At 45.4% G+C, this 23,822-nt stretch carries 19 protein-coding genes; 11 read left to right on the forward strand and 8 right to left on the reverse strand.

What is annotated here, in order from left to right:
* Window positions 1-160: 160 nt before the first annotated feature.
* From AB1F57_RS02425 to AB1F57_RS02440, 4 genes are all read right to left on the reverse strand, one after another.
* Window positions 161-943 (reverse strand): ABC transporter permease, encoded by a 783-nt coding sequence (locus tag AB1F57_RS02425; protein WP_024396967.1) that lies wholly within the window; start codon window positions 941-943, stop codon window positions 161-163.
* Between the two features lies 1 nt (window position 944).
* On the reverse strand, window positions 945-1,724 hold the full coding sequence (locus tag AB1F57_RS02430) for an ABC-2 family transporter protein (RefSeq protein WP_167785626.1): 780 nt from the start codon (window positions 1,722-1,724) through the stop codon (window positions 945-947).
* Entirely contained in the window at window positions 1,717-2,700 is a 984-nt protein-coding gene (locus AB1F57_RS02435; RefSeq protein WP_105138413.1) for an ATP-binding cassette domain-containing protein, read from the reverse strand. The genes AB1F57_RS02430 and AB1F57_RS02435 overlap by 8 nt, the downstream gene beginning before the upstream one ends.
* 80 nt (window positions 2,701-2,780) lie before the next feature.
* Window positions 2,781-3,314, reverse strand: a complete 534-nt coding sequence (locus tag AB1F57_RS02440; protein WP_170238685.1) for a TetR/AcrR family transcriptional regulator — start codon at window positions 3,312-3,314, stop codon at window positions 2,781-2,783.
* Window positions 3,315-3,439: 125 nt separating this feature from the next.
* Here AB1F57_RS02440 and AB1F57_RS02445 point away from each other — a divergent pair, with 125 nt between their 5' ends.
* Window positions 3,440-5,917, forward strand: coding sequence for a YhgE/Pip domain-containing protein (locus AB1F57_RS02445; protein WP_167785629.1), 2,478 nt, complete (start codon window positions 3,440-3,442; stop codon window positions 5,915-5,917).
* Between the two features lie 68 nt (window positions 5,918-5,985).
* Here the strand turns inward: AB1F57_RS02445 and AB1F57_RS02450 are convergent, their stop codons facing one another.
* The 4 genes from AB1F57_RS02450 to AB1F57_RS02465 are packed head-to-tail and all read right to left on the reverse strand — an operon-like array spanning window position 5,986 to window position 8,599.
* On the reverse strand, window positions 5,986-6,477 hold the full coding sequence (locus AB1F57_RS02450) for a phosphatidylglycerophosphatase A (RefSeq protein ID WP_167785630.1): 492 nt from the start codon (window positions 6,475-6,477) through the stop codon (window positions 5,986-5,988).
* Window position 6,478: 1 nt separating this feature from the next.
* A complete protein-coding gene (locus AB1F57_RS02455; RefSeq protein WP_170238687.1) occupies window positions 6,479-7,534 on the reverse strand; it encodes a hypothetical protein in 1,056 nt (351 codons plus the stop codon).
* Window positions 7,531-8,286, reverse strand: coding sequence for a DUF1700 domain-containing protein (locus AB1F57_RS02460; protein WP_170238688.1), 756 nt, complete (start codon window positions 8,284-8,286; stop codon window positions 7,531-7,533). Before AB1F57_RS02460 ends, AB1F57_RS02455 begins: the two co-directional genes overlap by 4 nt.
* A complete protein-coding gene (locus AB1F57_RS02465; RefSeq protein WP_170238689.1) occupies window positions 8,273-8,599 on the reverse strand; it encodes a PadR family transcriptional regulator in 327 nt (108 codons plus the stop codon). Before AB1F57_RS02465 ends, AB1F57_RS02460 begins: the two co-directional genes overlap by 14 nt.
* Window positions 8,600-9,119: 520 nt before the next feature.
* On the opposite strand from AB1F57_RS02465, the gene spxB reads away from it, so the two are divergent.
* From spxB to fni, 10 genes are all read left to right on the forward strand, one after another.
* Window positions 9,120-10,898: a pyruvate oxidase gene (spxB, locus tag AB1F57_RS02470; RefSeq protein ID WP_167785634.1), complete on the forward strand. Its 1,779-nt coding sequence runs from the start codon at window positions 9,120-9,122 to the stop codon at window positions 10,896-10,898.
* A gap of 251 nt (window positions 10,899-11,149) precedes the next feature.
* Window positions 11,150-13,801, forward strand: coding sequence for a bifunctional acetaldehyde-CoA/alcohol dehydrogenase (gene adhE, locus AB1F57_RS02475; protein WP_367986040.1), 2,652 nt, complete (start codon window positions 11,150-11,152; stop codon window positions 13,799-13,801).
* Between the two features lie 733 nt (window positions 13,802-14,534).
* Complete coding sequence (ltrA, locus tag AB1F57_RS02480) at window positions 14,535-15,812, forward strand: group II intron reverse transcriptase/maturase (RefSeq protein ID WP_152953742.1); 1,278 nt, start codon at window positions 14,535-14,537, stop codon at window positions 15,810-15,812.
* Between the two features lie 121 nt (window positions 15,813-15,933).
* Window positions 15,934-16,299 carry a PH domain-containing protein gene (locus tag AB1F57_RS02485; protein ID WP_105138421.1) on the forward strand — a complete coding sequence of 122 codons (366 nt, stop codon included), beginning with the start codon at window positions 15,934-15,936 and terminating at the stop codon, window positions 16,297-16,299.
* 121 nt (window positions 16,300-16,420) lie between these two features.
* Complete coding sequence (thrC, locus tag AB1F57_RS02490; protein WP_170239512.1) at window positions 16,421-17,905, forward strand: threonine synthase; 1,485 nt, start codon at window positions 16,421-16,423, stop codon at window positions 17,903-17,905.
* Between the two features lie 308 nt (window positions 17,906-18,213).
* A complete protein-coding gene (locus tag AB1F57_RS02495) occupies window positions 18,214-19,473 on the forward strand; it encodes an MATE family efflux transporter (RefSeq protein ID WP_170239513.1) in 1,260 nt (419 codons plus the stop codon).
* Window positions 19,474-19,633: 160 nt separating this feature from the next.
* Entirely contained in the window at window positions 19,634-20,560 is a 927-nt protein-coding gene (mvk, locus tag AB1F57_RS02500; protein ID WP_167785904.1) for a mevalonate kinase, read from the forward strand.
* Between the two features lies 1 nt (window position 20,561).
* Window positions 20,562-21,587 carry a diphosphomevalonate decarboxylase gene (gene mvaD, locus AB1F57_RS02505; protein ID WP_167785903.1) on the forward strand — a complete coding sequence of 342 codons (1,026 nt, stop codon included), beginning with the start codon at window positions 20,562-20,564 and terminating at the stop codon, window positions 21,585-21,587.
* 1 nt (window position 21,588) lies between these two features.
* Window positions 21,589-22,668 (forward strand): phosphomevalonate kinase, encoded by a 1,080-nt coding sequence (locus tag AB1F57_RS02510; protein WP_367986041.1) that lies wholly within the window; start codon window positions 21,589-21,591, stop codon window positions 22,666-22,668.
* 9 nt (window positions 22,669-22,677) lie between these two features.
* Window positions 22,678-23,772, forward strand: a complete 1,095-nt coding sequence (gene fni, locus AB1F57_RS02515; protein ID WP_167785901.1) for a type 2 isopentenyl-diphosphate Delta-isomerase — start codon at window positions 22,678-22,680, stop codon at window positions 23,770-23,772.
* The last annotated feature ends 50 nt before the right edge of the window (window positions 23,773-23,822 follow it).

Below are 23,822 nucleotides of genomic sequence, written 5' to 3' on the forward strand. Positions count from 1 at the left end.
CCTAGTCAGACAAGGAACTGAGGTGTAGGCCGGACTGTCTGTAGCATGTCGCCTAGTACTAAAAGCAAACTAACAGACTCTAAAAGCAACGGTCACTGACTTAATTTCCAACATGCCTTAGCCACTTCCTAGTCTCTACTGACATCCAGCTCCGCTGTCTTTAACCACCTACACTGGTGAATTTGGTCATGCCGTAGCGGAAGATTTTGTAATTGATGCTAAATATGACGATAAGGACAAGTGGCAAGGCTAGTCCCCACATAGACAAATCTAAAAAATAGAGTGCTGGGAAATAAGCTGTGAAGGCGTAAGGAAAGACAAAAATTAGAAGAATTTGAATGATTTTTGGATAGATATTTAGAGGATATTGGGCCATCTGATTAAGGGCAAAAATACCCATAGTTAATGGAAAAGACTCTACAATCCAAAAAGCAAGAGCAGTAGGTCCAAGTTGTATTGCTGCATAGAGTAAGCCAATACAAATTGTAATAAAAATGAGTAAGATTAGTTTGCCAAGACTCCATTCCAGGCCAAGTTCTTTGGAAGCTTGAAAGAGGGCAATGGAACCGATAAGCGTCGTTCCAATTCCTTGTGGCTGAATTCGTTCACAAATGAGTTGAAAGAGTGGATTGACAGGCATCAGCAAGAGTCGTTCAAATTCACCCTGTCGGATATAGCGACTACCGAACATCCAAAGATTATCAAAGAAAATTAAGTGAATAGATCGACCGACTGTTGCAATTCCATAGATGAAAAGCATTTGGCCGTAATTGAAACCGGCAATTTCTTTAATGTTTCCAAATAGAATGTTGAGGAAAATGAGATAGACAATTTGTTCAATCAAAGAGGAGAAGAGCCCGATAAAGAAGTCCACGCGAAATGACATCTGAGCCATCATGAAGACTTTGATATTATACAAGTAGAGGCTGATATATTTTTTCATGTTAACCTCCAAAAATGACAATGCGTCGTTTGGCTTGAGACCAAAGGCCTGCAATAAAAATAGCAAGAAAAGGTATCCAAAGAACTTGCAAGCCCAAAGCCCTTAGATCGCTTTCTTGCCCAAGTAAAATGGAGATAGGGACATTAACAGCATAATTATAGGGCAATAGCTTTAAAAAGTTTTCTACGGCTTTTGGATAAAAGCTGAGTGGCAAGAGTGCCCCAGAGGCTAGATTGAAGAGACCGGTTCTCAAGAGCATAACGCCCCAAGCGTTGACTGTAAAAAAAGCCAAAAATCCAAAAGCCATATCAAGTAGTTGGACGATAAACATGCCGAGGATGGAGCTGACGAGAAAAAGGAGCAATGTTTTCCCATCAGGCAAATAGAAATCTTGATGAACAAGCAAGATTCCGATAAATACTAGTCCAAATTTAAAGAGTTCCAACAGTTTATTTCCTAAATCTTTGAAAAAGAGGGCTAGGATAAAGGAGTAGGGTCTGAGAAATTCTCCAGCAATGCTCCCTTTCAAAATACTATAAGATAAATCTTCACCTAGTGAGAAAGAATTCAAACTGGCTAGTAAATTGGCGAAAATAATATAAGTGGTAAAAGTTTGCAAGGTAAAACCGTTGACTTCAGATTGAGTAAAGAAAATAGTTTTCCAGACATAGAGAGCCACCAAGATCTTCACTACCAGTGAAACGAAGGTCGCTAGAAAGAAAGCCTTGTATTGCATGGCAGTCATCATAGTCAGGCGGGTCATATAGAAATATTTACGCATGAATACCCTCCTCATAAATTTGGCGGACCATGGTTTCAATTTCCAATTCTTTCATGGTAACATCTTCCACAGTAAAGTGATTGAAGACTTGCTCAATCACCTGAGCACTGGTCCAAAATTTACTTTGGTAGTGGATTTCAAAGTGAAAATCATCTTTTCGAACAAATTCCAAGCCTTCCAATTGTAAGTCCTGTTCAATTGGTTTTTCTGTGGAAAAAAGGATGGTTTTGATAGTGGAAAACCGTTCTTTTAGAATGGTCAGAGAACCATCGTAAACTTTTTTGCCTTTATCAATGATGAAAATCCGCTCACAGAGACTCTCAATGTCCTTCATATCGTGGGAAGTAATCAAAAAGGTGGTTTGATATTGCTGATTCATGTAGCGAATAAAGGAGCGAATAGTCTCCTTTACGCTGGCATCCAAGCCGATGGTTGGTTCGTCCAAAAAGACAACGGCAGGTTGGTGAATAAAGATAGCCGCAAATTCACAGCGAACTCGTTGTCCTAAAGAGAGGTTACGGATAGGTTGCTTCATGATGTCTGCCAAATCCAATAAGTCAATCAATACAGCTAATCTCTCTTTAAATAGCTGATCTGGAACATCATAAATTTTGGCGTGTAGAATAAAAGATTCCTGTACGGGTAAATTCCAGTCAAGATGCGATTTTTGCCCAAAGAGGACGCCAATTTGCTTATTCACTTCCTTACGTTGCTCTTGCGGATTCAACCCGTTAATGCGGACTTGTCCTTTGTCAGGAAATAAGACTCCAGTTAACATTTTGATTGTGGTTGACTTACCAGAACCATTTGAGCCTATATATCCAATAATTTCTCCTTTCTCAACTTGCAAGGAAATGTCTTGAACCGCTGGGATTAATTTTTTCTTTGGTTTGAAAAAGGCTTTGATTGATCCTTTTAAACCGACTTCCTTATCTATAACTGAATAAGTTTTTGATAGATGCTCTGCTTGAATCATATCTAAATCTCCTCACTGAAAACGTTTGCACAGTGTTTAGTATAACACAATTAAAGAGATTTGCAACGAAAAATGAAGCATTACGGTAACATTTTAATAAGGAAATCGGTCATATATTGAGGAGATTCTTGCTTCCCATTTTTTATCCATACTTGAATGATTCCAAAGAAGGCGTGGGAAAAGTAGATACTCCGATATTCTTTTTCAAGTGGTGATAAATCTTCTTTTCCCAAACGCTCAGCTAAATCGTTTGCGATCAATAATCTAACTTTGTTGATAAGGAAATTTTGGATTTCTTGAGTTCCGTTATGGGTCAATAAGGATGACAGTAATTCTTCACGGTAGAGTAGTTCAAAAATTTCTAAGCAAGAGGACTGTCGATTTCCATCATAGTGATCAAATATGGTCTCTAACTTGAGAAATAAGCCTTGTTGGTAGGAGTCAATCAATTCATATTTATCCTTATAATGGGTATAAAAACTAGAGCGACTAATTCCTGCTGTCTGAGCGAGATGGGTGGTTGTAATCTCATTAAATCCTTGAGTTTCTAAGCAAGTCACCATTGCTTCTAAAATGGCTTGACGAGTTCGTTCTTTTCGATTATCTGTTCCCATATTTTCTCCTTTTGAACATTTTTAGACACATTGTCTAAAAACGATTCTTTCTACTTGATTTTGAAAATGATACTTGTATAATGTATTTTATCAGTTTTTGGACAGGATGTCTAAAGGAGAATGCTATGTTTGAACAAGTGAAACGAATTATTAAAAAACCGATGGTTTGGATTACCATGGTGGGGATTGCAATCATACCCAGTCTCTACAATATTAGTTTTTTGACCTCCATGTGGGACACTTACGGGCGCGTGGATCAGTTGCCGGTCGCGGTGGTCAATCAAGATAAGCCAGCCACGCTTGATGATATACAATTGACCATCGGGCAAGATATGGTAGAGTCCATGAATGAAAATCCGAGCTTGGATTTTCATTTTGTATCTCAAAAAGAGGCAGAGGACGGTCTAGCAGATGGGGACTACTATATGATTGTCACCCTGCCGGAAAATACTTCTAAAAAGGCGGCAAGTCTGATGACCGACCACCCGGAACCAGTCGATATTGCCTATCAGACCTCAAAAGGTCACAGTTTTGTGGCATCGAAAATAGGTGAATCTGCCATGACGCAGCTCAAAAACAGCCTGTCCCAAACGATTACAGAAACCTATACCAAGTCAGTTTTTGCCAGCATGACCGAGCTTGGTAATGGAATGGATAAGGCAGCTTCAGGTAGCCATCAATTATTAACCGGAGCAGACCAATTGGTCACAGGAAATCAGAGCCTTCATAGCGGTTTGGTGGATTTGTCGGATGGCACCCAGACTCTAGCAAACGGTGCGAATCAATTAGCGACAGGTGTGGCGACTTATACAGATGGCGTTGGACAAACAGCAGCTGGAAGCACTAAGCTCTTGTCTGGTTTGACAGCTTACACCCATGCCGTCACTCAAGTGGCGACCGGTAGTCAGGCCATTTCAGACAAGTCTGCGCAACTGGTATCTGGTATGGCAGGTTTGACAACAGGTGCTGATAAAGTCACTGAATTGGCCAATGGTATGAGCAATTTGCAAGCAGGTTTGGGGCAATTGGCAGAAAAGACAAGTCTTTCTGCGGAAGAACAAGCTCAAATGGACAGTTTGATTGCGGGCTTGCCTCAGTTGGCGACAGCGATTGACCAGCTAAATAGTTCTGTTTCTGGTTTGACCATAGAGCCGATTGATCCGACTGCTTTGACGACGAGTTTGACCAATATTTCAGCTCAAGCCCAATTGCTGTTGGCTACCGGTCAGAATGACCGTGCTAGTCAAGTGCAATCCTTGCAGGCAACCAGCGCCTATCAGTCCTTGTCAGCAGACCAGCAGGCGGAATTACTCGCTGCCCTTGATGCCAGTCCATCAAGTGTCGCGAGTCAGGCCCAGGCCATTTTAGGCGAAGTGCAGAACCTACAAACGGCCTTGTCCAGTCTCCAAGGTTTATCAAGCATGGCCGGACAGGTGTCAGTTTTGCAAGGATCTATTGCCCAAATCAACGGTCTTGCTAGTCAAGCCTTACCGGGAGCGAGCGCAGCCTTGACCAGCCTATCATCTGGTTTGACCCAAGTCCATCAAGCCCTGACCCAACAAGTCCTTCCAGCCAGCAACCAATTGGTAGACGGTGCCAATCAATTAGCTAACCAGTTAACAGCAGGTGTCGGTCAATTGACAGCAGGCGTCGGTCAATACACGCAAGCAGTAGACCAGCTTGCTGCTGGCAGCCAGACCTTGGTAGGCAAAAATGCGGAACTCTTGGGAGGCAGTCGTGACTTGGCAGCTGGTCTGGCTCAATTAAACAGTAATAGTCCTAATTTGCAGACAGGTGCCCAAGCCCTGGCGACTGGATCTGATCAATTGGTTAGCGGTGCGGGGCAATTAGTGGACGGTGATGAGCGTTTGGGGTCTGGTTTGAATGATTTGGGAACAGGAATTTCCAGTCTCGACCAAGCTCTGACAGGTGCCGGGCATCGATTGTCACTGGTATCCTTTACCGAAAAAAATGCCCAAGCAATAGCGAATCCTGTTACTCTGACCCATAAGGATGAAGATGATGTAGCGACCAATGGTGTCGGCATGGCGCCTTACATGATTTCTGTATCTCTCATGGTTGTCGCCCTCTCTGCCAACGTTATTTTTGTTAAGCATTTGGATGACCGTCCTTATCGAAATCGGTGGGATTGGGCTAAGAGCAAGCTGGTCTTAAATGGACTTATCGCCAGTGCGGCGGCGCTCATTCTCTACTTTGTCTTGGGATGGATTGGGGTCGAACCTAGTCATCCACTGGCAACGTTTGGACTGATGCTGTTGACCTCGTGGACCTTTATGGCCCTTGTCACCGCCTTACTCGGTTGGAGCAATCGTTTTGGTTCCTTTGCTTCGCTGATTTTGTTACTCTTGCAACTGGGGTCTAGCGCAGGAACCTATCCAATCGAATTAAGCCCACACATCTATTCGACCATCCAACCCTTCCTACCGATGACCTACTCTGTCTCTGGTTTGCGACAAACCATTTCTATCGCAGGGCAAGTAAGTCATCAGGTCACAAGCTTGTTCATCTTTTTGATGGTTTTCCTGCTGGCAGGTCTATTGATTTACCGTCAGGACAGTCAAACGGGTGAAGAGAACAAATAAGAAGATAAAAAAGCGAGTGGTTGACCTTTACCAAAGAGGTCTCCTACTCGCTTTTTCTATCGTAAACATTATTTCTGGTTGGCGATGGCGCTCTTATCTGGGTCGTTGTGGGCAATCCGACTGGCCGCTGCCGCAGCAATGGCACAGACAATGTCGTCTAGGAAGGTATGGCAATGCTGGCCATCCTTACTATTAAGTTCAGAGATGATGCCGGGCTTGGACTTGTCCAGAAAGCCATAGTTGGTAAAACCGATAGTCCCGTAGAGATTGACGATGGAGAGACCGAGGATTTCATCAATTCCGTAGAGTCCTTCGTCATTCATGAGGACGGATTGAAGGGGTTGGGATACCAAGCCCTGTTCAGCCAATTTGTCTATTTCAATCCCCGTCACGATAGCATTTTGTACCTCGCGTTTTTCTAGGACGGCCTGAACATTTTCCAAACACTCCGCAAATTCCAAGTCAGGAATGTATTTGTTTTGTAGGTGCATGACCAATTCGGCAATGCGCTCGAGCGGTACGCCACGTTCGTCTAGTAGGGTTAGTGCTTGTGTTTTCATATTAGGGTCTCCATTTCTTTCCAAGATTGATTGTACCGTTTGTGGCGGTGATGGTCAATTTATTTTTGCTGTCTTTATTGCCAACGGTAAGGCTCTGCTTGTCGTCAGTCCCCGTCACCTTTTGGTCTTTGTAAACGTCCTCTGGGAAAATGCCGATTTCTTTGAGTTGTTCTTGAACATGGTAGTCATTTTCTAGCAAGTTTTCGATTTCTTCATCCGTCATACCGCTGTCCATAAATTGGAAGAGTTTCTTCTTCTCAATCACGACTTCCGCAGTCAGCAGGGCCTCCTTCTGACTCTTTTCAGAGAGGTTGATATTTGCTATCGAATAGGAATTTTCAGTATTACTTGTGAACATGTTGTCCCCGATGACAGTGATATTGGATGTTTCCATGCTATCGTAGTTTTCCCAGCGCGTGTTTTCCAGCTGGCTGTCTGAAATGTGGATACTACTGGTGTAGCTGTTAACTGTCAGGTTTTTCAGGATAGATTTTTCAACATAAATCTGACTGTAGCCACCGTTGATGCTTCCCTTGTCAATGGTTGAATTGATGATGCTTGGACTGCCATAGAGTGCGATTTCTTGGATATGAACACCGTCAATCAGTAAGCCATCAACACTTGTATCCAGTTTTTTCAAGGTTTTTCCTTTTGGAATTTCAATGGTCAACTCAAGATAGTCAGGATTATGGGCGGCGACGCCTTCGGCTGCATATTGCATGATGCCGTCAATTTTGAATTTTGGAACAATGCTATCAATAGTCAGTTGCCCCTCTGTTTCATTCACATGCAAGGGCATCAAGCTACTATTTTTAAAATCATGGTAGCGCACATGGTAGAGGTCGTCGGGCGATTGGATGATGCGGATAGGGCGATTGTAACCGGCGTTGATGGTTAACTGGTCCAATTGCTTGTAGGTTTCCTCTTTATATTCTGGTCTGACCACATTGTTGAGTTGGTCAATACCACCTGAGAAAAAGCCAATTCCTGCCAGTATCAAACCCAGTATCAGACTGACAAAGCCTGTGATAGCTGTGATAATCAATTTCTTTTTCATGCTCGTTTACCTCGTTTCAAAATCCATTGGAAGAAGGTCTTTACCAATCTCCAAGCCCAGTAGGTAAAAATCAGGGTCACTAGGCAGACAATCAAGGCGCCACCTAACATAGCCAATCCACTACCTGAACCCAGTAGAAAGACGTTAAAGCCCTCTGGCATTAAACTAAAGCCTTCCCAGATGAGGAAACCTCCGCTGACGAAGAGACCGACGCTGAGGATAAAGCCGCCTAAGATGAAGCCCAATACCAGAAGAATGAGAAAAATCAAGGCTCCGACTAAGAAAAGTAGGGCTGGAATAGCAATCGGTAGTGAGAAGATGGCGAGCAGGGCTAGCCAAATGGTTTTTTTGGCTTCCTTGACTTCTTGGAAGTTGCGTCCCAGATAGAAGGCGCCGACGATGCCGGTTAGGGACAATCCCAGTAGACCGAGGAGTGGCTCCACAAATAGGAAGAAAATGGATAGTAGTAGGGCCAAGACAAGCCCGACAATCATGTAGAGCGGTCTGCGGTTGATGGGCTGGTTGGAGTCTGCTTGGTCGTCCTCGCCTTGTATATGGCGGTCCAAAATGTTGTTAATCAAGTCGCTGGCAGCCTCTTTTGGTGAACCTAATTCTTCCATGATGGCGTCCTCATTGTCTGGACCCGCCTCGTCGAAGTATTCATTGAAAAAGGTAATGGCCTCTTGGTACTCCTTGCGTGGTAGTTTTTTCAAGTGTTTTTCCAGTTGGGCCATGTATTCAGTTCTTGTCATGGCGGATACTCCCTTCTATGATGCCGTTAATAGTATTGGTATAAATATCCCAGTCCTCTTTGAGTTGGACCAATTCTTCGTGTCCCAGCTGGGTCAAGCTATAGTATTTTCGCATACGACCTTGGTATTCTCGCGAGTAGGTGGTCAGGAATTCTTTTTGCTCCAATTTTTTGAGAATGGGATAGAGGGCGGATTCCTTGATATTGGTCAGCAATTTGATAGTTTGACCAATTTCGTAGCCGTAGGAATCGTCCGATTCCAGTATGGCCATGATGAGAAATTCCGTTAGCACTGCAGGAACGGGAAAATGCATGGGCTGGTCACTCCTTTCTGATGGATAAGGGTAGGTCTGAATTTGTAATATAATGTATTTTTCTATATATCAAAATTTATTATATATTAAATATACACCTAATACCCAAAACTTGTCAAGCGATTATGTAAAAATTTTTTTTAGAATGTAGGGAAATGATGCTTTGGAATAAATAAAACTGGGCAGCACTGTTGAGAAAAGTAATATTATTTGCGAGCGGAGCGACCTTAAACCGAGACTTTCTGCTGTGCTCAAACAGTCCGGGGGGACTGTTTGGGGTTGGAAATCAAGAAAGTGAAACTTTCTCCACCACTCGGAGTATTTGGAGAACCTGCTCTGCAGTTCCCTATTTCCAACCCTTGATAGTCACTCCCCTGACTATCAAGGGCGTCCGACATCGCTTCAGGAAAGTCTAATAAAACTAAAAAAATAAAAAAACTTTGTCAAAATCCTTGCATTATTTTTAAAAAGTAGTAGAATATATTTATCGATAGTTAGTGATAATTAGGAGGTGCTTTTTATGACTACTGATAAAATTACCGCAGCAGCGGCGATGTTGAATGTATTGAAAACTTGGGGTGTTGACACCATCTACGGTATCCCATCCGGTACGCTTGGTGGACTCATGGATGCTCTTGCGGAAGATGATGACATTCGTTTCTTGCAAGTTCGTCATGAGGAAACAGGTTCCTTGGCGGCCGTTATGCAGAAGAAATTTGGCGGTCCCTTGGCTGTCGCAATCGGTTCAGGTGGACCGGGTGCTACTCACTTGATCAACGGGATTTATGACGCGGCTATGGACCGAATTCCCATGATTGCTATTTTGGGTTCACGTCCCGAATACGAGCTCAACTTGGATGCCTTCCAAGAACTTAATCAAAACCCAATGTATGACAATGTGGCTGTTTACAACAAACGCGTTGCCTACGCGGAACAATTGCCAAAAATCATCGACGAAGCAGCTCGGGCGGCCATTTCCAGAAAAGGACCTGCCGTGGTGGAAATTCCAAATGACTACGGCTATGCGGAAATCACAGCGGATGCCTATTATGGTTCAGGTACCTACCAACGCGACTATCTTTTGCCAGCCCTCAATCAAGAGGACATTGATGCAGCAGTTGCCTTGCTCAATAAGGCAGAGCGAACAGTCATTTATGCGGGGATTGGTACCAATCAATCCGGCGATTTAGTCACAAAATTGGCTCATAAAATCAAGGCTCCCATCATTGTAACGGGTAAAAACTTTGACGCATTCCACTGGGATGAACCAGCCTTGACAGGTTCTGCAGGGCGCGTGGCTTGGAAACCAGCTAATGAAGTCTTGGCTGAGGCTGACACCGTTCTCTTCTTGGGTTCTAACTACCCATTTGCTGAAATTTTCCCAGCTTTCAAGGCGAAGAAGACCTTTATCCAAGTGGATATCGACCCTTACAAACTGGGCAAACGCCATGAATTGGACGTAGCGATTTTAGGAGATGCTGGTCAGGCTGTTCAAGCTATTTTAGACAAGGTCAACGAAGTAGAAGAAACCGCTTGGTGGCGTGCTAATTTGAAAAACAACCAAAACTGGCATGATTACATGAAGAAAATTGAGACCAAAGAAGAAGGTCCATTGCAACTTTACCAAGTCTACAATGCCATCAATAAATATGCCGATGAGGATGCCATTTTCTCTATTGATGTCGGTAATTCTACTCAAACTTCTATTCGCCACCTCCACATGACACCGAAAAATATGTGGCGGACTTCTCCACTCTTTGCGACAATGGGAATCGCGCTTCCGGGTGGTATTGCAGCTAAAAAAGACAATCCTGACCGTCAAGTATGGAACATTATGGGTGACGGTGCCTTCAACATGTCCTATCCAGATGTCGTGACCAATGTTCAGTACAACCTTCCGGTCATCAATATTGTCTTTGCTAATACAGAGTACGGATATATTAAGAATAAATACGAGGACACCAACAAACACCTCTTCGGTACAGACTTTATTGATGTTGATTATGCCAAAATTGGTGAAGCCCAAGGTGCCGTTGGTTACACTGTTCGTCGGATTGAAGAAATGGACGAAGTCATGCGCAAGGCGGTTGAGGACAATAAAAACGGTAAAACGGTCGTCATTGATGCCAAAATTACCAAAGAACGTCCAATACCAGTAGAGGCTATGAAGTTGGACCCAGCTCTCGCTTCTGAAGAAGAAATCGCAGCCTTCAAAGAACGCTACGAAGCAGAAGAACTGGTGCCATTCCGCATCTTCTTGGAAGAAGAAGGCTTGGAAAGTCACACTGTTAAAAAATAAAGAAGAACAAGACGGCTTTTAGCACGATTAAGAAAGATTTTAGATGAAGAGCTTGGCTTAGTTGCCTGGCTCTTTTTGTTGCTCAATTAGATGTCCAGCCAGAAATAATTTGTCCTTCTTTACTATTCCAAAAATTTTTTAAAAAAACTTGTGAAAAAATTAACAAAAGTGCTTTACAAAATTAAAAAGTTATTGTATCATAAACATGTGAAAAAATTAACAAACATCTGTTTTGTAAATGGAGGACTAAAATGGCTGATAAAAAAGTAGTATCACCTGAAGAAAAAATGGCAGCAGCTCAAAAACATGTTGACGAACTTGTTCAAAAAGGTTTGGTGGCCTTGGATGAGTTTCGCAAATTGAACCAAGAACAAGTTGACTACATTGTTGCGAAAGCCTCTGTAGCAGCGCTTGACGCTCATGGCATCTTGGCAGCACACGCTGTAGAAGAAACAGGTCGCGGTGTCTTTGAAGACAAAGCTACAAAAAACTTATTTGCGTGTGAACACGTTGTAAATAACATGCGCGGTGTAAAAACAGTTGGTGTTATCGAAGATGATCCTATTACTGGTTTGACAAAAATTGCGGAACCTGTCGGTGTTATCTGTGGTGTTACTCCAACAACTAACCCAACTTCAACAGCTATTTTCAAATCACTTATCGCACTTAAAACTCGTAACCCAATCGTATTTGGTTTCCACCCATCTGCACAAGAATCTTCTGCACATGCAGCACGTATCGTTTATGAAGCTGCTGTAAAAGCAGGTGCCCCTGAAAACTGTATCCAATGGATTACTGAGCCATCTATTGCTGCAACAAATGCACTCATGAACCACGATGGTATCTCAACTATCTTGGCAACAGGTGGTAACGCAATGGTACGTGCAGCGTATTCATGTGGTAAACCAGCTCTTGGTGTTGGTGCAGGTAACGTTCCAGCATATATCGAAAAATCTGCAGATATTCGTCAAGCAGCTCACGATATCGTTATGTCTAAATCATTTGACAACGGTATGGTATGTGCGTCTGAGCAAGCAGTCATCATCGACAAAGAAATTTATGATGAATTCGTTGAAGAATTTAAATCATACAAAACTTACTTTGTTAACAAAAAAGAAAAGGCACTTCTTGAAGAGTACTGCTTCGGTGTAAAAGCAAATAGCAAAAACTGTGCAGAAGGTAAATTGAATGCTGATATCGTTGGTAAACCAGCTGCATGGATTGCGGAACAAGCAGGTTTCAAAGTTCCAGAAGGAACAAATATCTTGGCTGCTGAATGTGCTGAAGTTGGACCAAATGAGCCTCTTACACGTGAAAAACTTTCTCCAGTAATTGCTGTATTGAAAGCTGAAGACGTAGAAGATGGTCTTAAAAAAGCTCGTCAAATGGTAGAGTTCAACGGTCTTGGACACTCTGCTGCAATTCATACTAAAGATGAGGAACTTGCAAAACGTTTCGGTACTGAAATGAAAGCAATGCGTATTATCTGGAACTCACCTTCTACTTTCGGTGGTATAGGTGACGTTTATAATGCATTTATTCCATCATTAACACTCGGATGTGGTTCATATGGACGTAACTCAGTTGGTGATAACGTATCTGCTATCAACCTTCTTAACATCAAGAAAGTAGGGAAACGTAGAAATAATATGCAATGGTTTAAAGTTCCTTCAAAAATTTACTTCGAACGTAACTCTATTCAATACCTTCAAACAGCAGAAGGCCTTGAACGTGTTATGATCGTAACAGACAAATCAATCGAACGTCTTGGTTTTGTTCAACGTGTCATCGATCAATTGAATGCTCGTTCAAATCAAGTGACTATTCAAGTCTTCTCAGATGTTGAACCAGATCCAGATATTACAACAGTTGAACGCGGTGCTGAAGTAATGCGTGCATTCCAACCGGATACAATTATTGCGCTCGGTGGTGGTTCACCAATGGATGCTGCTAAAGTAATGTGGCTCTTCTATGAACAACCAGAAATCGACTTCCGTGACCTTGTTCAAAAATTCATGGATATCCGTAAACGTGCCTTCAAATTCCCATCATTGGGTCAAAAAGCTAAATACATCGGTATCCCAACTACATCTGGTACAGGTTCAGAAGTAACACCGTTTGCCGTTATTTCTGATAAGAAAAATAACCGCAAATACCCACTTGCTGACTACTCATTGACACCAACAATTGCAATCGTAGACCCAGCATTGGTTGAGTCAGTTCCAGCCTTCATCGCAGCTGATACTGGTATGGACGTATTAACTCATGCGACAGAAGCATACACTTCTAACTTTGCTAACGACTACACTGATGGTATTGCCCTTCAAACAATTAAGTTGGTATTCCAATACCTTGAAAAATCTGTCTTGACTGGTGATCCAGAAGCACGTGAAAAAATCCACAACGCTTCTACAATGGCTGGTATGGCTTTTGCAAATGCCTTCTTGGGTATGAGCCACTCTATGGCCCATAAGATTGGTGGTCGCTTCCACACAGTTCATGGACGTACAAACGCAATCTTGTTGCCATACGTTATCCGTTACAATGGTACTCGTCCGTCTAAGACAACTACATGGCCTAAGTACAACTACTGGAAAGCGGATGAAAAATTCCAAGACATCGCTCGTATGTTAGGTTTGCCACATTCTACTCCAGAAGAAGCTGTTGCAGCTTATGCTAAAGCAGTTTACGAATTGGGTGAAAAAGTTGGTATCAAGATGAACTTCAAAGATCAAGGTATTGACGAACAAGAATGGAAGAAATACACTCATGAATTGGCTCTTCTTGCATATGAAGATCAATGTTCACCTGCTAACCCACGCTTGCCAATGGTAGCAGATATGGAAGAAATCATGAATGACGCTTACTACGGTTACAAAGAACGTCCAGGACGCTTGAAATAATCCTACTTCGACGCTTTTCGTCGTTAGATTTCCTCGGTGAACTTTAGTTCTACCTTCGTCAATCTGCCTAGAAAGACTTAGGACTAGAATGATTTCGGTCATCTATCTGGGTTCGTTTAGAAAAAGTGTTTCTCAACAACCTTTGTATAGACAATGGACTAGCCTCCAAAACTTTTTGAAGCACTGGCTTGCATTTGGCAAGTCGGTGTTTTTGCTATGTACGACGGGCATGTCGTACATCTGAGGTGAAAGTCCTCCGTGGACACCCGCTACCGGTGAACCCCAAAGCGACTCCCAAGCCTGACTATCGTGAGGTAGCGGGGAGAGGAAGGGATAGCGAAATCGTGGCTCTACGAACAGAAACGTGATAACAAGGCGTATATAGGGGATGAGGGGGCATACAACTCTAAAGTCCAAAAAGGTAGTCGTAACCTATAGACGTAAATCACGAGAGTAAACGAGGAAAGATGTACGACTTATCCCGTGAGGTTTCATGAGCGTCAAAGACGTAGTAACAACGAATCATGAGAAGTCAGCCGAGGCCATAGTAGCGATGAAACTTCTGTAATAGAGGTGGAGCGAAGGGCTGAACAATTAACCGAAGTATACCTACTTCACTTGTGTCTGTAAAACTAGCGGTCTGATAGAACTGGGTGCGGTCACGTATTGACTAGAGGAAAGTTCACCAATATAAGACGTCCCTCAGACACCGAAACAAGAAAGGAATACGCACATGTCACAGTTACTAGATAATATCCTATCTCGGTCCAATATGCTTGAAGCCTACAATCAAGTTAGAGCCAATAAAGGTTCAGCAGGAATTGACGGCGTAACTATTGACGAAATAGATGACTATCTCCGCAAACACTGGCGTTCAACTAAAGAACTCATAAAGCAGAGGAAGTACAAACCTCAGCCAGTCTTACGAGTTGAAATTCCCAAACCTAACGGCGGAGACCGTCAGTTAGGTATCCCAACGGTCATGGATAGAATGATACAACAAGCTATTGTCCAAGTCATTAGTCCTATTTGTGAACCCTATTTCTCTGAGAGGAGTTACGGATTCAGACCCAATCGGTCATGCGAACAAGCTATTATCCAGTTATTAGAATACCTTAATGACGGTTATGAGTGGATAGTAGACATAGACCTGGAGAAGTTCTTTGATACCGTTCCTCAAGATAGACTGATGTCGCTTGTTCATAACATTATCCAAGATGGAGATACAGAATCTTTAATTCGTAAGTACCTTCATTCAGGTGTAGTCATCAACGGACAACGGTATAAAACACTAGTTGGAACTCCACAAGGAGGAAACCTATCACCGCTCCTGTCCAATATCATGCTTAATGAGCTAGATAAAGAGTTGGAAAATCGTGGACTTCGCTTCGTTCGCTACGCAGATGACTGCGTCATCACAGTCGGTAGTGATGCGGCGGCTAAACGTGTGATGCATTCAATTTGTCGTTATATTGAAAAACGATTAGGTTTGAAAGTCAACATGACCAAGACCAAGATTGTGAGACCGAGCAAATTAAAGTACCTAGGATTTGGGTTCTGGAAATCATCTGAGGGCTGGAAAAGTCGTCCGCATCAGGATAGCGCACAGAGTTTCAAGAGAAAACTCAAGAAACTAACGGCCCGTAAGTGGAGTATTGACTTAGACAGCCGAATTGAGCGACTAAACTGGGTCATCCGAGGTTGGATAAACTACTTTTCTATGACGAACATGAAATCAGTCATGGAAAGCATTGATGAACGACTAAGAACTCGAATAAGAGTTATTATCTGGAAACAATGGAAGAAGAAATCTAGGCGATTATGGGGACTTCTCAAATTAGGAGTACCGAAGTGGATAGCGGATAAAGTATCTGGCTGGGGAGACCATTATCAATTAGTGGCTCAGAGGTCTGTACTGAAACGTGCCATATCAAAACCAGTCCTCGCTAAACGTGGACTGGTTTCTTGCCTAGATTATTATCTAAAACGACATGCGTTAAAAGTTAGTTGAACCGCCGTGTGCCGAACGGCACGCACGGTGGTGTGAGAGGGACTAGAAATTAGTCCCTACTCGATTGAGGAAATGTTTGTATTATGATATACTAAAAGAAAAATATAATATGGAGGCCTCTATGGCAGAATTAACCCCTTTAACTTGGACCTTTGTCCGTGAATGCCCTGTACCTGCTGATATTAATGACATCTTGTTACCTGGAGAAGAACCTAAGGCGGCCTACGCTACCATAAGGGATAGTGCTATTTTTACCAATCGTCGCTTGATTGTGCGTGACGCTCAGGGGCTGACGGGTAAGAAGGTAGAGATGTACTCGCTGCCGTACAGTTCCATCAATATGTGGTCAACGGAAAATGCAGGGAAATTCTTAGATTTCAATGCAGAAGTAGAGCTCTGGACTAGGGCAGGTCACATCAAGATAAACCTGAAAAAAGGGATTGACATCCGTCGCTTTGACCGTCTGATTGCGGAAGCGATTTTGTGATACTAAACCAGTAAGTAAGTGAATAAAACCGAACCGCTGTTCGGTTTTTTCTCAAATCTTTCCAATTTTCTGTCAATTTATGGTAGAATAGGGGAAATAGATTTTTAGAGGATATTCGCCCATGACTTTAGTTTACCAATCCACCCGCGATGCTAACAACCGTGTTTCTGCCAGCCAGGCTATCTTGCAGGGCTTGGCGACAGACGGTGGTCTCTTTACACCGCTTTCTGCACCAGCAGTTGACTTGAATTTTGACCGGCTCAAGGACGCTTCCTACCAAGAAGTGGCTAAGCTGATTTTGTCTGCCTTCCTAGATGATTTCACGGCAGATGAGCTGGATTACTGTATCACCAATGCCTACGACAGCAAGTTTGATACGCCAGACATTGCCCCAGTGGTAAAACTAAAGGGCCAATACAACCTGGAGCTCTTCCGTGGTTCGACCATTGCCTTTAAGGATATGGCTCTGTCTATCCTGCCTTATCTGATGACGACGGCCGCCAAAAAGCATGGTCTGGAAAATGAAATTGTCATCCTGACCGCGACTTCTGGCGATACTGGGAAGGCGGCCATGGCAGGTTTTGCGGATGTGCCTGGCACCCGTATCGTGGTCTTTTATCCACGTGACGGTGTTTCCAAGGTGCAAGAGCTGCAGATGACGACCCAGACTGGTGATAATACTCACGTTGTAGCTATTGACGGTAATTTTGATGATGCCCAAACAGCGGTCAAATACATGTTCAACGATGTGGACTTGCGTGAAAAATTGGCAGCTAAGAAACTACAATTTTCATCAGCCAACTCTATGAACATCGGCCGTCTGGTGCCACAGATTGTCTATTATGTCTACGCCTACGCTCAGCTGGTCAAGACTGGCGAGATTGCGGCTGGCGACAAGGTCAACTTTACTGTACCGACTGGTAACTTCGGAAACATCCTGGCTGCCTACTATGCCCAGCAAATTGGCCTTCCGATTAACAAACTGATTTGTGCATCCAACGACAACAATGTCTTGACTGATTTCTTCACGACCGGCGTTTACGACAAGAAACGCACCTTCCGCGTGACGACTAGCCCGTCCATGGACATCCTGGTGTCGTCTAACTTGGAGCGCCTGATTTTCCATCTCTTTGGAAATGATGCAGCAAAAACAGCTGAGCTTATGGATCGTTTGGCGACAGATGGCCAGTATGACATCCAAGGGGCTGACGCGTCTATCCTATCTCTCTTTGATGCCGCCTTTGCGACGGAAGAGGAGACAGCGACGGAAATCAAGCGTGTTTATGAAGAGTCAGACTATATCGAGGACCCACACACGGCTGTTGCCTCCGCTGTCTATAAGAAGTATGTGGAGAAAACAGGCGACCAGACACCGACAGTTATCGCCTCTACAGCTAGTCCTTACAAGTTCCCAGTTGTGGCAGTCCAGTCTGTGACAGGGGAAACAGGTCTATCAGACTTTGAGGCGCTGGCTAAACTCCATGAAATTTCAGGTGTTGCCTTGCCACCGGCGGTGGACGGCTTAGAAATAGCTCCTGTCCGCCACACCACAATCGTTGCAGCAGCGGATATGCAGGTCGAAGTCGAGCGTTATTTGGGAGTATAATTGGAATATTCAAGGAGTGGGCAAAAGCCTAGAATCGCTTTTTATAGTTCATGTCAACATCTCAGCGCAGTGGTTGATTGGCTTTCACAGTTTGGGGAACTGTGAAAGGTTGGAAATAAGGATTGCGTAGCAAACCTCATTTCGTTCGCGTTTTACGCTCCGAATCAGACCTAATGAATGATGCGAACTTTGTTCGCTCTATTTTCAACCTCCAAAGGTTCCCCAAATCGTTGGAGCTGTGCGGGGGTGGGCAGACGAACTCTTCTTAGCTTTGTCGAGTTCTTGCCCACTCCCTTTTTCTATGCCTTATGAAAAAAATTTATAAAGAAATAATCTCTATTGCCCTACCTGCCATGGGAGAAAATGTCCTGCAGATGCTGATGGGAATGGTAGATTCCTACCTGGTGGCAGGTCTGGGGATGGTTGCCCTGTCAGGTGTTTCCGTCGCCAACAATATTCTGGCTATTTACCAGGCCCTTTTCATCGCCCTGGCTGCTGCTATTTCTGCACGTCTGGCCCAATCCAGCAACCAAGGTGAGCAAGTGGTCGGAACCAGGATGACGGAAAGTCTCAAATTGACCCTACTTGTCAGCGGCATTTTTGGTTTAGTCGCTATTTTGGCAGGCCCTAGCTTGCTGGCTCTATTGGGAGCAGAGGCAGCGGTCGTAGAAACGGGCGGTCTCTATTTTACCCTAGTCGGCGGTGCTGTCGTTTTTCTAGGTCTTATGACCAGCCTCAGCGCCATTCTCAGGTCTCTTGGTAGGCCTGCCCTCCCCATGTATGTCAGCCTCTTGAGCAATCTCCTCAACATCCTGCTCTCCGCTTTTACCGTTTTTGTGCTCCATGCTGGCGTGGCTGGAATTGCTGTCGGAACAGTTCTATCTCGTCTCATAGGTTGCCTGCTCCTTTGGTCGCAGTTGCCAGTGCCCCTGGCAGAATGGACCTGGTCCATGGATAAGGATTTGGTCAGACTTGCCCTACCCGCTGCTGGAGAAAGGCTGATGATGCGGGCGGGGGATGTCGTGGTGGTCAGCCTTATTGTCAGTCTGGGGACGGCTGTTCTAGCGGGAAATGCTATTGGGGAAACCCTGACCCAGTTTAACTACATGACAGCCATGGGAGTGGCGACGGCCCTGGTCATCTTGACGGCTAGATACCGCAAGGATAAGGCACAGGTTGCCCGATTGTTGCAAGCAGGTTTACTTTTGTCAATGGTCTGTATGGTTTTGGTTGCTGGATTAGCCTATTTATTTGGCCCGCAGCTTACTGGACTCTATACCGAAGACATTCTAGTGGCGAAAGCCAGTCAGACTGTTTTGTTTTATTCTCTGCTCGGTGTGCCGGTTACGGCGGCCACCTTGATTCTGACGGCTCTTTGGCAGGGCTTGGGCAATGCCAAACTTCCATTTTTCGCCACTAGTCTGGGCATGTGGCTGGTGCGGATACTTGGCGCCCTAATCTTGGTCAAGGTTTTCAAGCTAGGATTAGATGCCATCTGGATTGCGACTATCCTGGACAATGCCTTTCGGGCTGGATTTTTGTATATTGGTTATAAAAAATGGCTTTAGCTTTCTTTAAGCTTGAAGGGGTATACTATAGTCAAGCTAGAAATAGCGAAATCTTTTTCATATAATCTCCTAGAAAACAGTCGGCGATGGTCGGCTGTTTTCACATTTTCTATTGATTTAAAAAAGTGGTATAATAGAGCTGATTGACAAGGAGACAGATATGACAGCAGTAGGAGCTTCGGCAGGAAAGATTATTTTAATGGGAGAGCATGCGGTGGTGTACGGTCAGCCGGCCATTGCCATGCCTTTTTCTGCTGTCCAGATTACTGCGACCATTGCGGCCCAAGGGACTGCTCTAACCGTGACCTGTGATTTTTACCAGGGATTTGTCCACAAGATGCCCAAAATTTGGGAGAGTCTTAAGCACGCCATTCGCTTTTCCCTCTACCGCATCGGAGCACCGACCGACCCGGCCATTCATATCCAGATTAGTTCCACTATACCAGCAGAGCGGGGCATGGGCTCCAGTGCCGCAGTGGCAGTAGCGGTGGCACGCGCCCTCTTTGCCTACTACCAAAAGGAGCTGACTGACAGCGAGCTCTGGGACATCGTCCAGTCCTCGGAAAAGATTGCCCACGGTAACCCCTCAGGCATTGATGCAGCTACGACTAGCGGCAAGTCCCCCATTTATTTCGTCAAAAACCAGCCCATCCAACCTTTGACCCTCAACCTCCAGGCCTATTTGGTCGTGGCTGACACCGGCGTCACCGGAAATACCCTTGAGGCTATCCTTGATGTTGCGACTCTTTTGGAAAATGAGCCAAAGGCCGTTCAGCTAGTGGAAGAACTAGGTTCTTTAACCCAGGCTGCTCGAGAGGATTTAGCCAATGATCAGGCAGAGCTTCTAGGTCAAAAGATGAGTCGAGCCCATGTCCTCTTACAAAAATTAGGCGTGTCAGACCCCAGCCTAGATAAACTGGTCAGCCTAGCCCAGACCCATGGAGCTCTAGGAGCCAAGCTGACCGGAGGCGGACGTGGTGGCTGTATGATTGCCCTTGTAAAAACAGAACAAAAAGCCCAGGAATTGGCCCGCATCCTCGCCCAAGCAGGCGCCAAGCAAACCTGGATCCAATACTTAGGAGAATAAGATGAGCCAGAAAATCGGCATTGCCCGTGCCCATACCAATATCGCCCTGATCAAATACTGGGGTAAGCGAGACAAGCAACTCTTCTTGCCCATGAACTCCAGCCTGTCACTGACCTTGGATGCCTTTTACACAGATACCAAGGTGATTTTTGACAGCGATTTGACGGCTGATGAGTTTTATTTAAATGGAATCTTGCAAGATTCAAAAGAAATTTTAAAAATTTCGCGATTTTTGGATTTATTTTGCGAATATATAGGTGAGAGGACTTTTGCCCGAGTGGAAAGTCTCAATTTTGTTCCGACTGCGGCAGGATTAGCCAGCTCCGCCTCAGCCTTTGCGGCCCTTACCTTGGCTACCGCGACAGCTCTAGGTCTGAATTTGAGTCGAGAGGAATTGTCAACCCTTGCCCGTCGTGGTTCAGGCTCCAGCACCCGTAGCCTTTTCGGAGGTTTTGTCGAGTGGGATATGGGGACAGGTTCGGCAGATTCTATGGCCCATCCCATCGATGATGCGGACTGGGATATTGGCATGATTGTTCTTGCGGTCAATACAGGTCAGAAAAAGATTGCCAGCCGTGAAGGCATGGACCATACGGTCGCAACGTCCCCCTTTTACCAGGCCTGGGTGGACACCGCCAAGGAAGATTTGCAGGCTATTAAGCAGGCTATTGCGGACCGGGATTTTGAACAGGTCGGTCAGATTACCGAGCATAATGGCATGAAGATGCATGCGACCACCCTGTCTGCCAATCCGCCGTTTACTTATTGGTCGGCAGATAGTTTGCTGGCCCAGGAGGCTGTCCGTCAGGTCCGTGAGGAAAGCGGCCTATCAGCCTACATGACCATGGATGCGGGACCAAATGTCAAGGTTCTTTGCAGAGCCAGTCAAATGGCAGAGCTGGTCGATGCCCTATCTCAGTACCTCCCCAAAGAAAAAATCATTACTAGCCTACCAGGTCCTGCGGCCTATGTTTTGACAGAAGAGGACTGGCAAGGCTCCCAGCAGGCATTTGAAGAGAGGTCTTAGGATGCAGGTACAAGTACAAGCACCAGGCAAGCTCTTTCTGGCAGGGGAATATGCGGTGGTCGAGGCTGGTCAGCCAGCTGTCATTGCAGCAGTGGACCAGTATCTGACCGTGACCGTTCAAACGTCAGACCAGGCCAATATTCATTCTAGCCAGCAGGCAGACCTCTATCTGCCTTGGAGCCGTCAGGGAGCGACTATTGTTACCCATGGGGAAAATCCCTATCCACTGATTACGACAGCCATACAGGTGACCGAGGCCTATCTGCGGACCAAGGGCTTGGCCTGTCAAGGAGCTTATGCCCTAGACATCCAGTCAGACCTGGACGACCAGGTATCAGCTACCAAGTACGGACTGGGTTCTTCAGGTGCGGTTACGGTGGCGACGGTCAAGGCGGTTTTGGCCTATTACCAACAGTCAGCTGAGCCCCTCTTGGTTTACAAGTTGGCTGCCCTGGCTCAGACCCAGCTGGGCATGACCGGTTCCTTTGGTGACCTGGCAGCTTCTAGCTTTGGGGGACTTGTGGCCTACCATTCTTTGGACCGGGCTTGGCTTTTGCAGGCAATGGCAGAGCAGTCCTTGGAGGACTTGTTAGTCTCTGACTGGCTGGGCCTGAAGATTGAATCTATCCAGCTACCCGCTCCCCTGCAACTCCTGGTTGGTTGGACGGGGTCGGCGGCCTCGACTGACAGTTTGGTCCAGCAGCTGGAAAGTCAGAAAAGCCAGGAGCAGAAGGATCGTATCCATAGCCAGTTTCTGGCCGACTCAAAGGCCTGTGTGGAGCAGTTTATCCTGGCCTGTCAGACAGGACAAGTGGCAGCGGTCAAGCAGGCTGTGGCAGAAAATCGCAGGCTCTTGCAGGATTTTTCAGCTGATATGGGCCTGGTCATCGAGACGCCTATACTGAGTCAACTGGCTAATCGGGCCCAGGCTTATGGGGCGGTGGCCAAATCCTCAGGTGCAGGTGGAGGTGACTGCGGCATCTGCCTGGTAGACAGTAGGGAACAAAAAGAGATGATTGAGACGGCTTGGCGACAAGCCGGGATTCTTCCACTCCAACTAAACATCGCCATGCGTGAATAAGGAGACTTTATGTATTATTTTGGACAATTTGGCTTGGATCGTAAGGACCAGCATGTGGGTCTGGCCAACCAGCAGTATAGTAGTCAGTCGGCGTCGGACTTTGCCCAGACTCGTTTTGTGCACCATTCTTTGCCAGAGCTTAAGCTGGAGGATGTGTCCCTTGCGACCAGTGTGGCTGGTTTGGATTTTGCCCACCCATTTTTCATCAATGCCATGACGGGCGGAAGTGAAAAGACTGGGAAAATCAATCAGATGCTGGGGATTTTGGGGTGCTTTGGGAAGATTCCGCTGGCGTCGGGCTCTGTTAGTGCGGCCATTAAGGATCCTTCTGTGGCGGAGACCTTTTCTGTCATGCGTCGAGAAAATCCTCACGGAATCATTTTTGCTAACTTAGGTGCCCACCACGATGTGGACAATGCCAAGCGGGCTGTGGATTTGCTGGAGGCCAATGCCATTCAGATTCATGTCAATGCTCCTCAGGAGATTGTTATGCCAGAGGGGGACCGAGATTTTTCTATGTGGTTGAAGAATATCGAAATCCTGGTGCGGGAGCTGGATGTGCCTGTCATTGCCAAGGAAGTTGGCTTTGGTATGAGCCGGGAAACGGTGGCAAAATTGGCCTCGGTTGGTGTCCAGACAGTTGATGTTTCGGGGACTGGTGGGACGGATTTTGCCAAGATTGAGAATGCCCGTCGGGTCTTTCATGATTACGACTACCTGGAGGGTTGGGGCCAATCGACGGTGGTGTCTCTGGTGGAGGTCATGTCTCTGCCGGCTGACCGTCGTCCTCAGGTCATCGCCTCAGGTGGTATTAAAAATCCGCTAGATATTGTCAAAGCCCTGGCCCTTGGTGCTGACCTGGTCGGGATGTCCAATCACTTCCTGCAATTTGTAAAAGACGGCAAGGCAGACCGCCTGGAAGAGGCCATGCAGGCTATCAACCGCTACCAGACACAGATTGCGGAAATCATGACCATGCTGGGTGCTAAAACTGTGGCAGACTTGAGAAAGACCGACCTGATTCTAGCACCGGCTGTGCAGAATTGGTGTCAGGCACGTGGTATTGACTGGACGGCCTATGCAAGACGGTCAGCAGAAAAATAATACTCTTAGAAAATCACCTTATCCCTCGGAGCCTCGGTGACTGAAAGGCT

It is taken from the genome of Streptococcus nasisuis (assembly GCF_040836615.1).
In the GTDB taxonomy this organism is placed as follows: domain Bacteria; phylum Bacillota; class Bacilli; order Lactobacillales; family Streptococcaceae; genus Streptococcus; species Streptococcus suis_V.

Coding starts and splice junctions, on each gene's coding strand:
- AB1F57_RS02485 (WP_105138421.1), top strand. CDS start 15,934: ATGGCAGAATTAACCCCTTTAACTTGGACCTTTGTCCGTGAATGCCCT.
- ltrA (WP_152953742.1), top strand. CDS start 14,535: ATGTCACAGTTACTAGATAATATCCTATCTCGGTCCAATATGCTTGAA.
- AB1F57_RS02445 (WP_167785629.1), top strand. CDS start 3,440: ATGTTTGAACAAGTGAAACGAATTATTAAAAAACCGATGGTTTGGATT.
- AB1F57_RS02435 (WP_105138413.1), bottom strand. CDS start 2,700: ATGATTCAAGCAGAGCATCTATCAAAAACTTATTCAGTTATAGATAAG.
- AB1F57_RS02430 (WP_167785626.1), bottom strand. CDS start 1,724: ATGCGTAAATATTTCTATATGACCCGCCTGACTATGATGACTGCCATG.
- AB1F57_RS02495 (WP_170239513.1), top strand. CDS start 18,214: ATGAAAAAAATTTATAAAGAAATAATCTCTATTGCCCTACCTGCCATG.
- mvaD (WP_167785903.1), top strand. CDS start 20,562: ATGAGCCAGAAAATCGGCATTGCCCGTGCCCATACCAATATCGCCCTG.
- AB1F57_RS02465 (WP_170238689.1), bottom strand. CDS start 8,599: ATGCATTTTCCCGTTCCTGCAGTGCTAACGGAATTTCTCATCATGGCC.
- fni (WP_167785901.1), top strand. CDS start 22,678: ATGTATTATTTTGGACAATTTGGCTTGGATCGTAAGGACCAGCATGTG.
- adhE (WP_367986040.1), top strand. CDS start 11,150: ATGGCTGATAAAAAAGTAGTATCACCTGAAGAAAAAATGGCAGCAGCT.
- mvk (WP_167785904.1), top strand. CDS start 19,634: ATGACAGCAGTAGGAGCTTCGGCAGGAAAGATTATTTTAATGGGAGAG.
- thrC (WP_170239512.1), top strand. CDS start 16,421: ATGACTTTAGTTTACCAATCCACCCGCGATGCTAACAACCGTGTTTCT.
- AB1F57_RS02455 (WP_170238687.1), bottom strand. CDS start 7,534: ATGAAAAAGAAATTGATTATCACAGCTATCACAGGCTTTGTCAGTCTG.
- AB1F57_RS02440 (WP_170238685.1), bottom strand. CDS start 3,314: ATGGGAACAGATAATCGAAAAGAACGAACTCGTCAAGCCATTTTAGAA.
- AB1F57_RS02425 (WP_024396967.1), bottom strand. CDS start 943: ATGAAAAAATATATCAGCCTCTACTTGTATAATATCAAAGTCTTCATG.
- spxB (WP_167785634.1), top strand. CDS start 9,120: ATGACTACTGATAAAATTACCGCAGCAGCGGCGATGTTGAATGTATTG.
- AB1F57_RS02510 (WP_367986041.1), top strand. CDS start 21,589: ATGCAGGTACAAGTACAAGCACCAGGCAAGCTCTTTCTGGCAGGGGAA.
- AB1F57_RS02450 (WP_167785630.1), bottom strand. CDS start 6,477: ATGAAAACACAAGCACTAACCCTACTAGACGAACGTGGCGTACCGCTC.
- AB1F57_RS02460 (WP_170238688.1), bottom strand. CDS start 8,286: ATGACAAGAACTGAATACATGGCCCAACTGGAAAAACACTTGAAAAAA.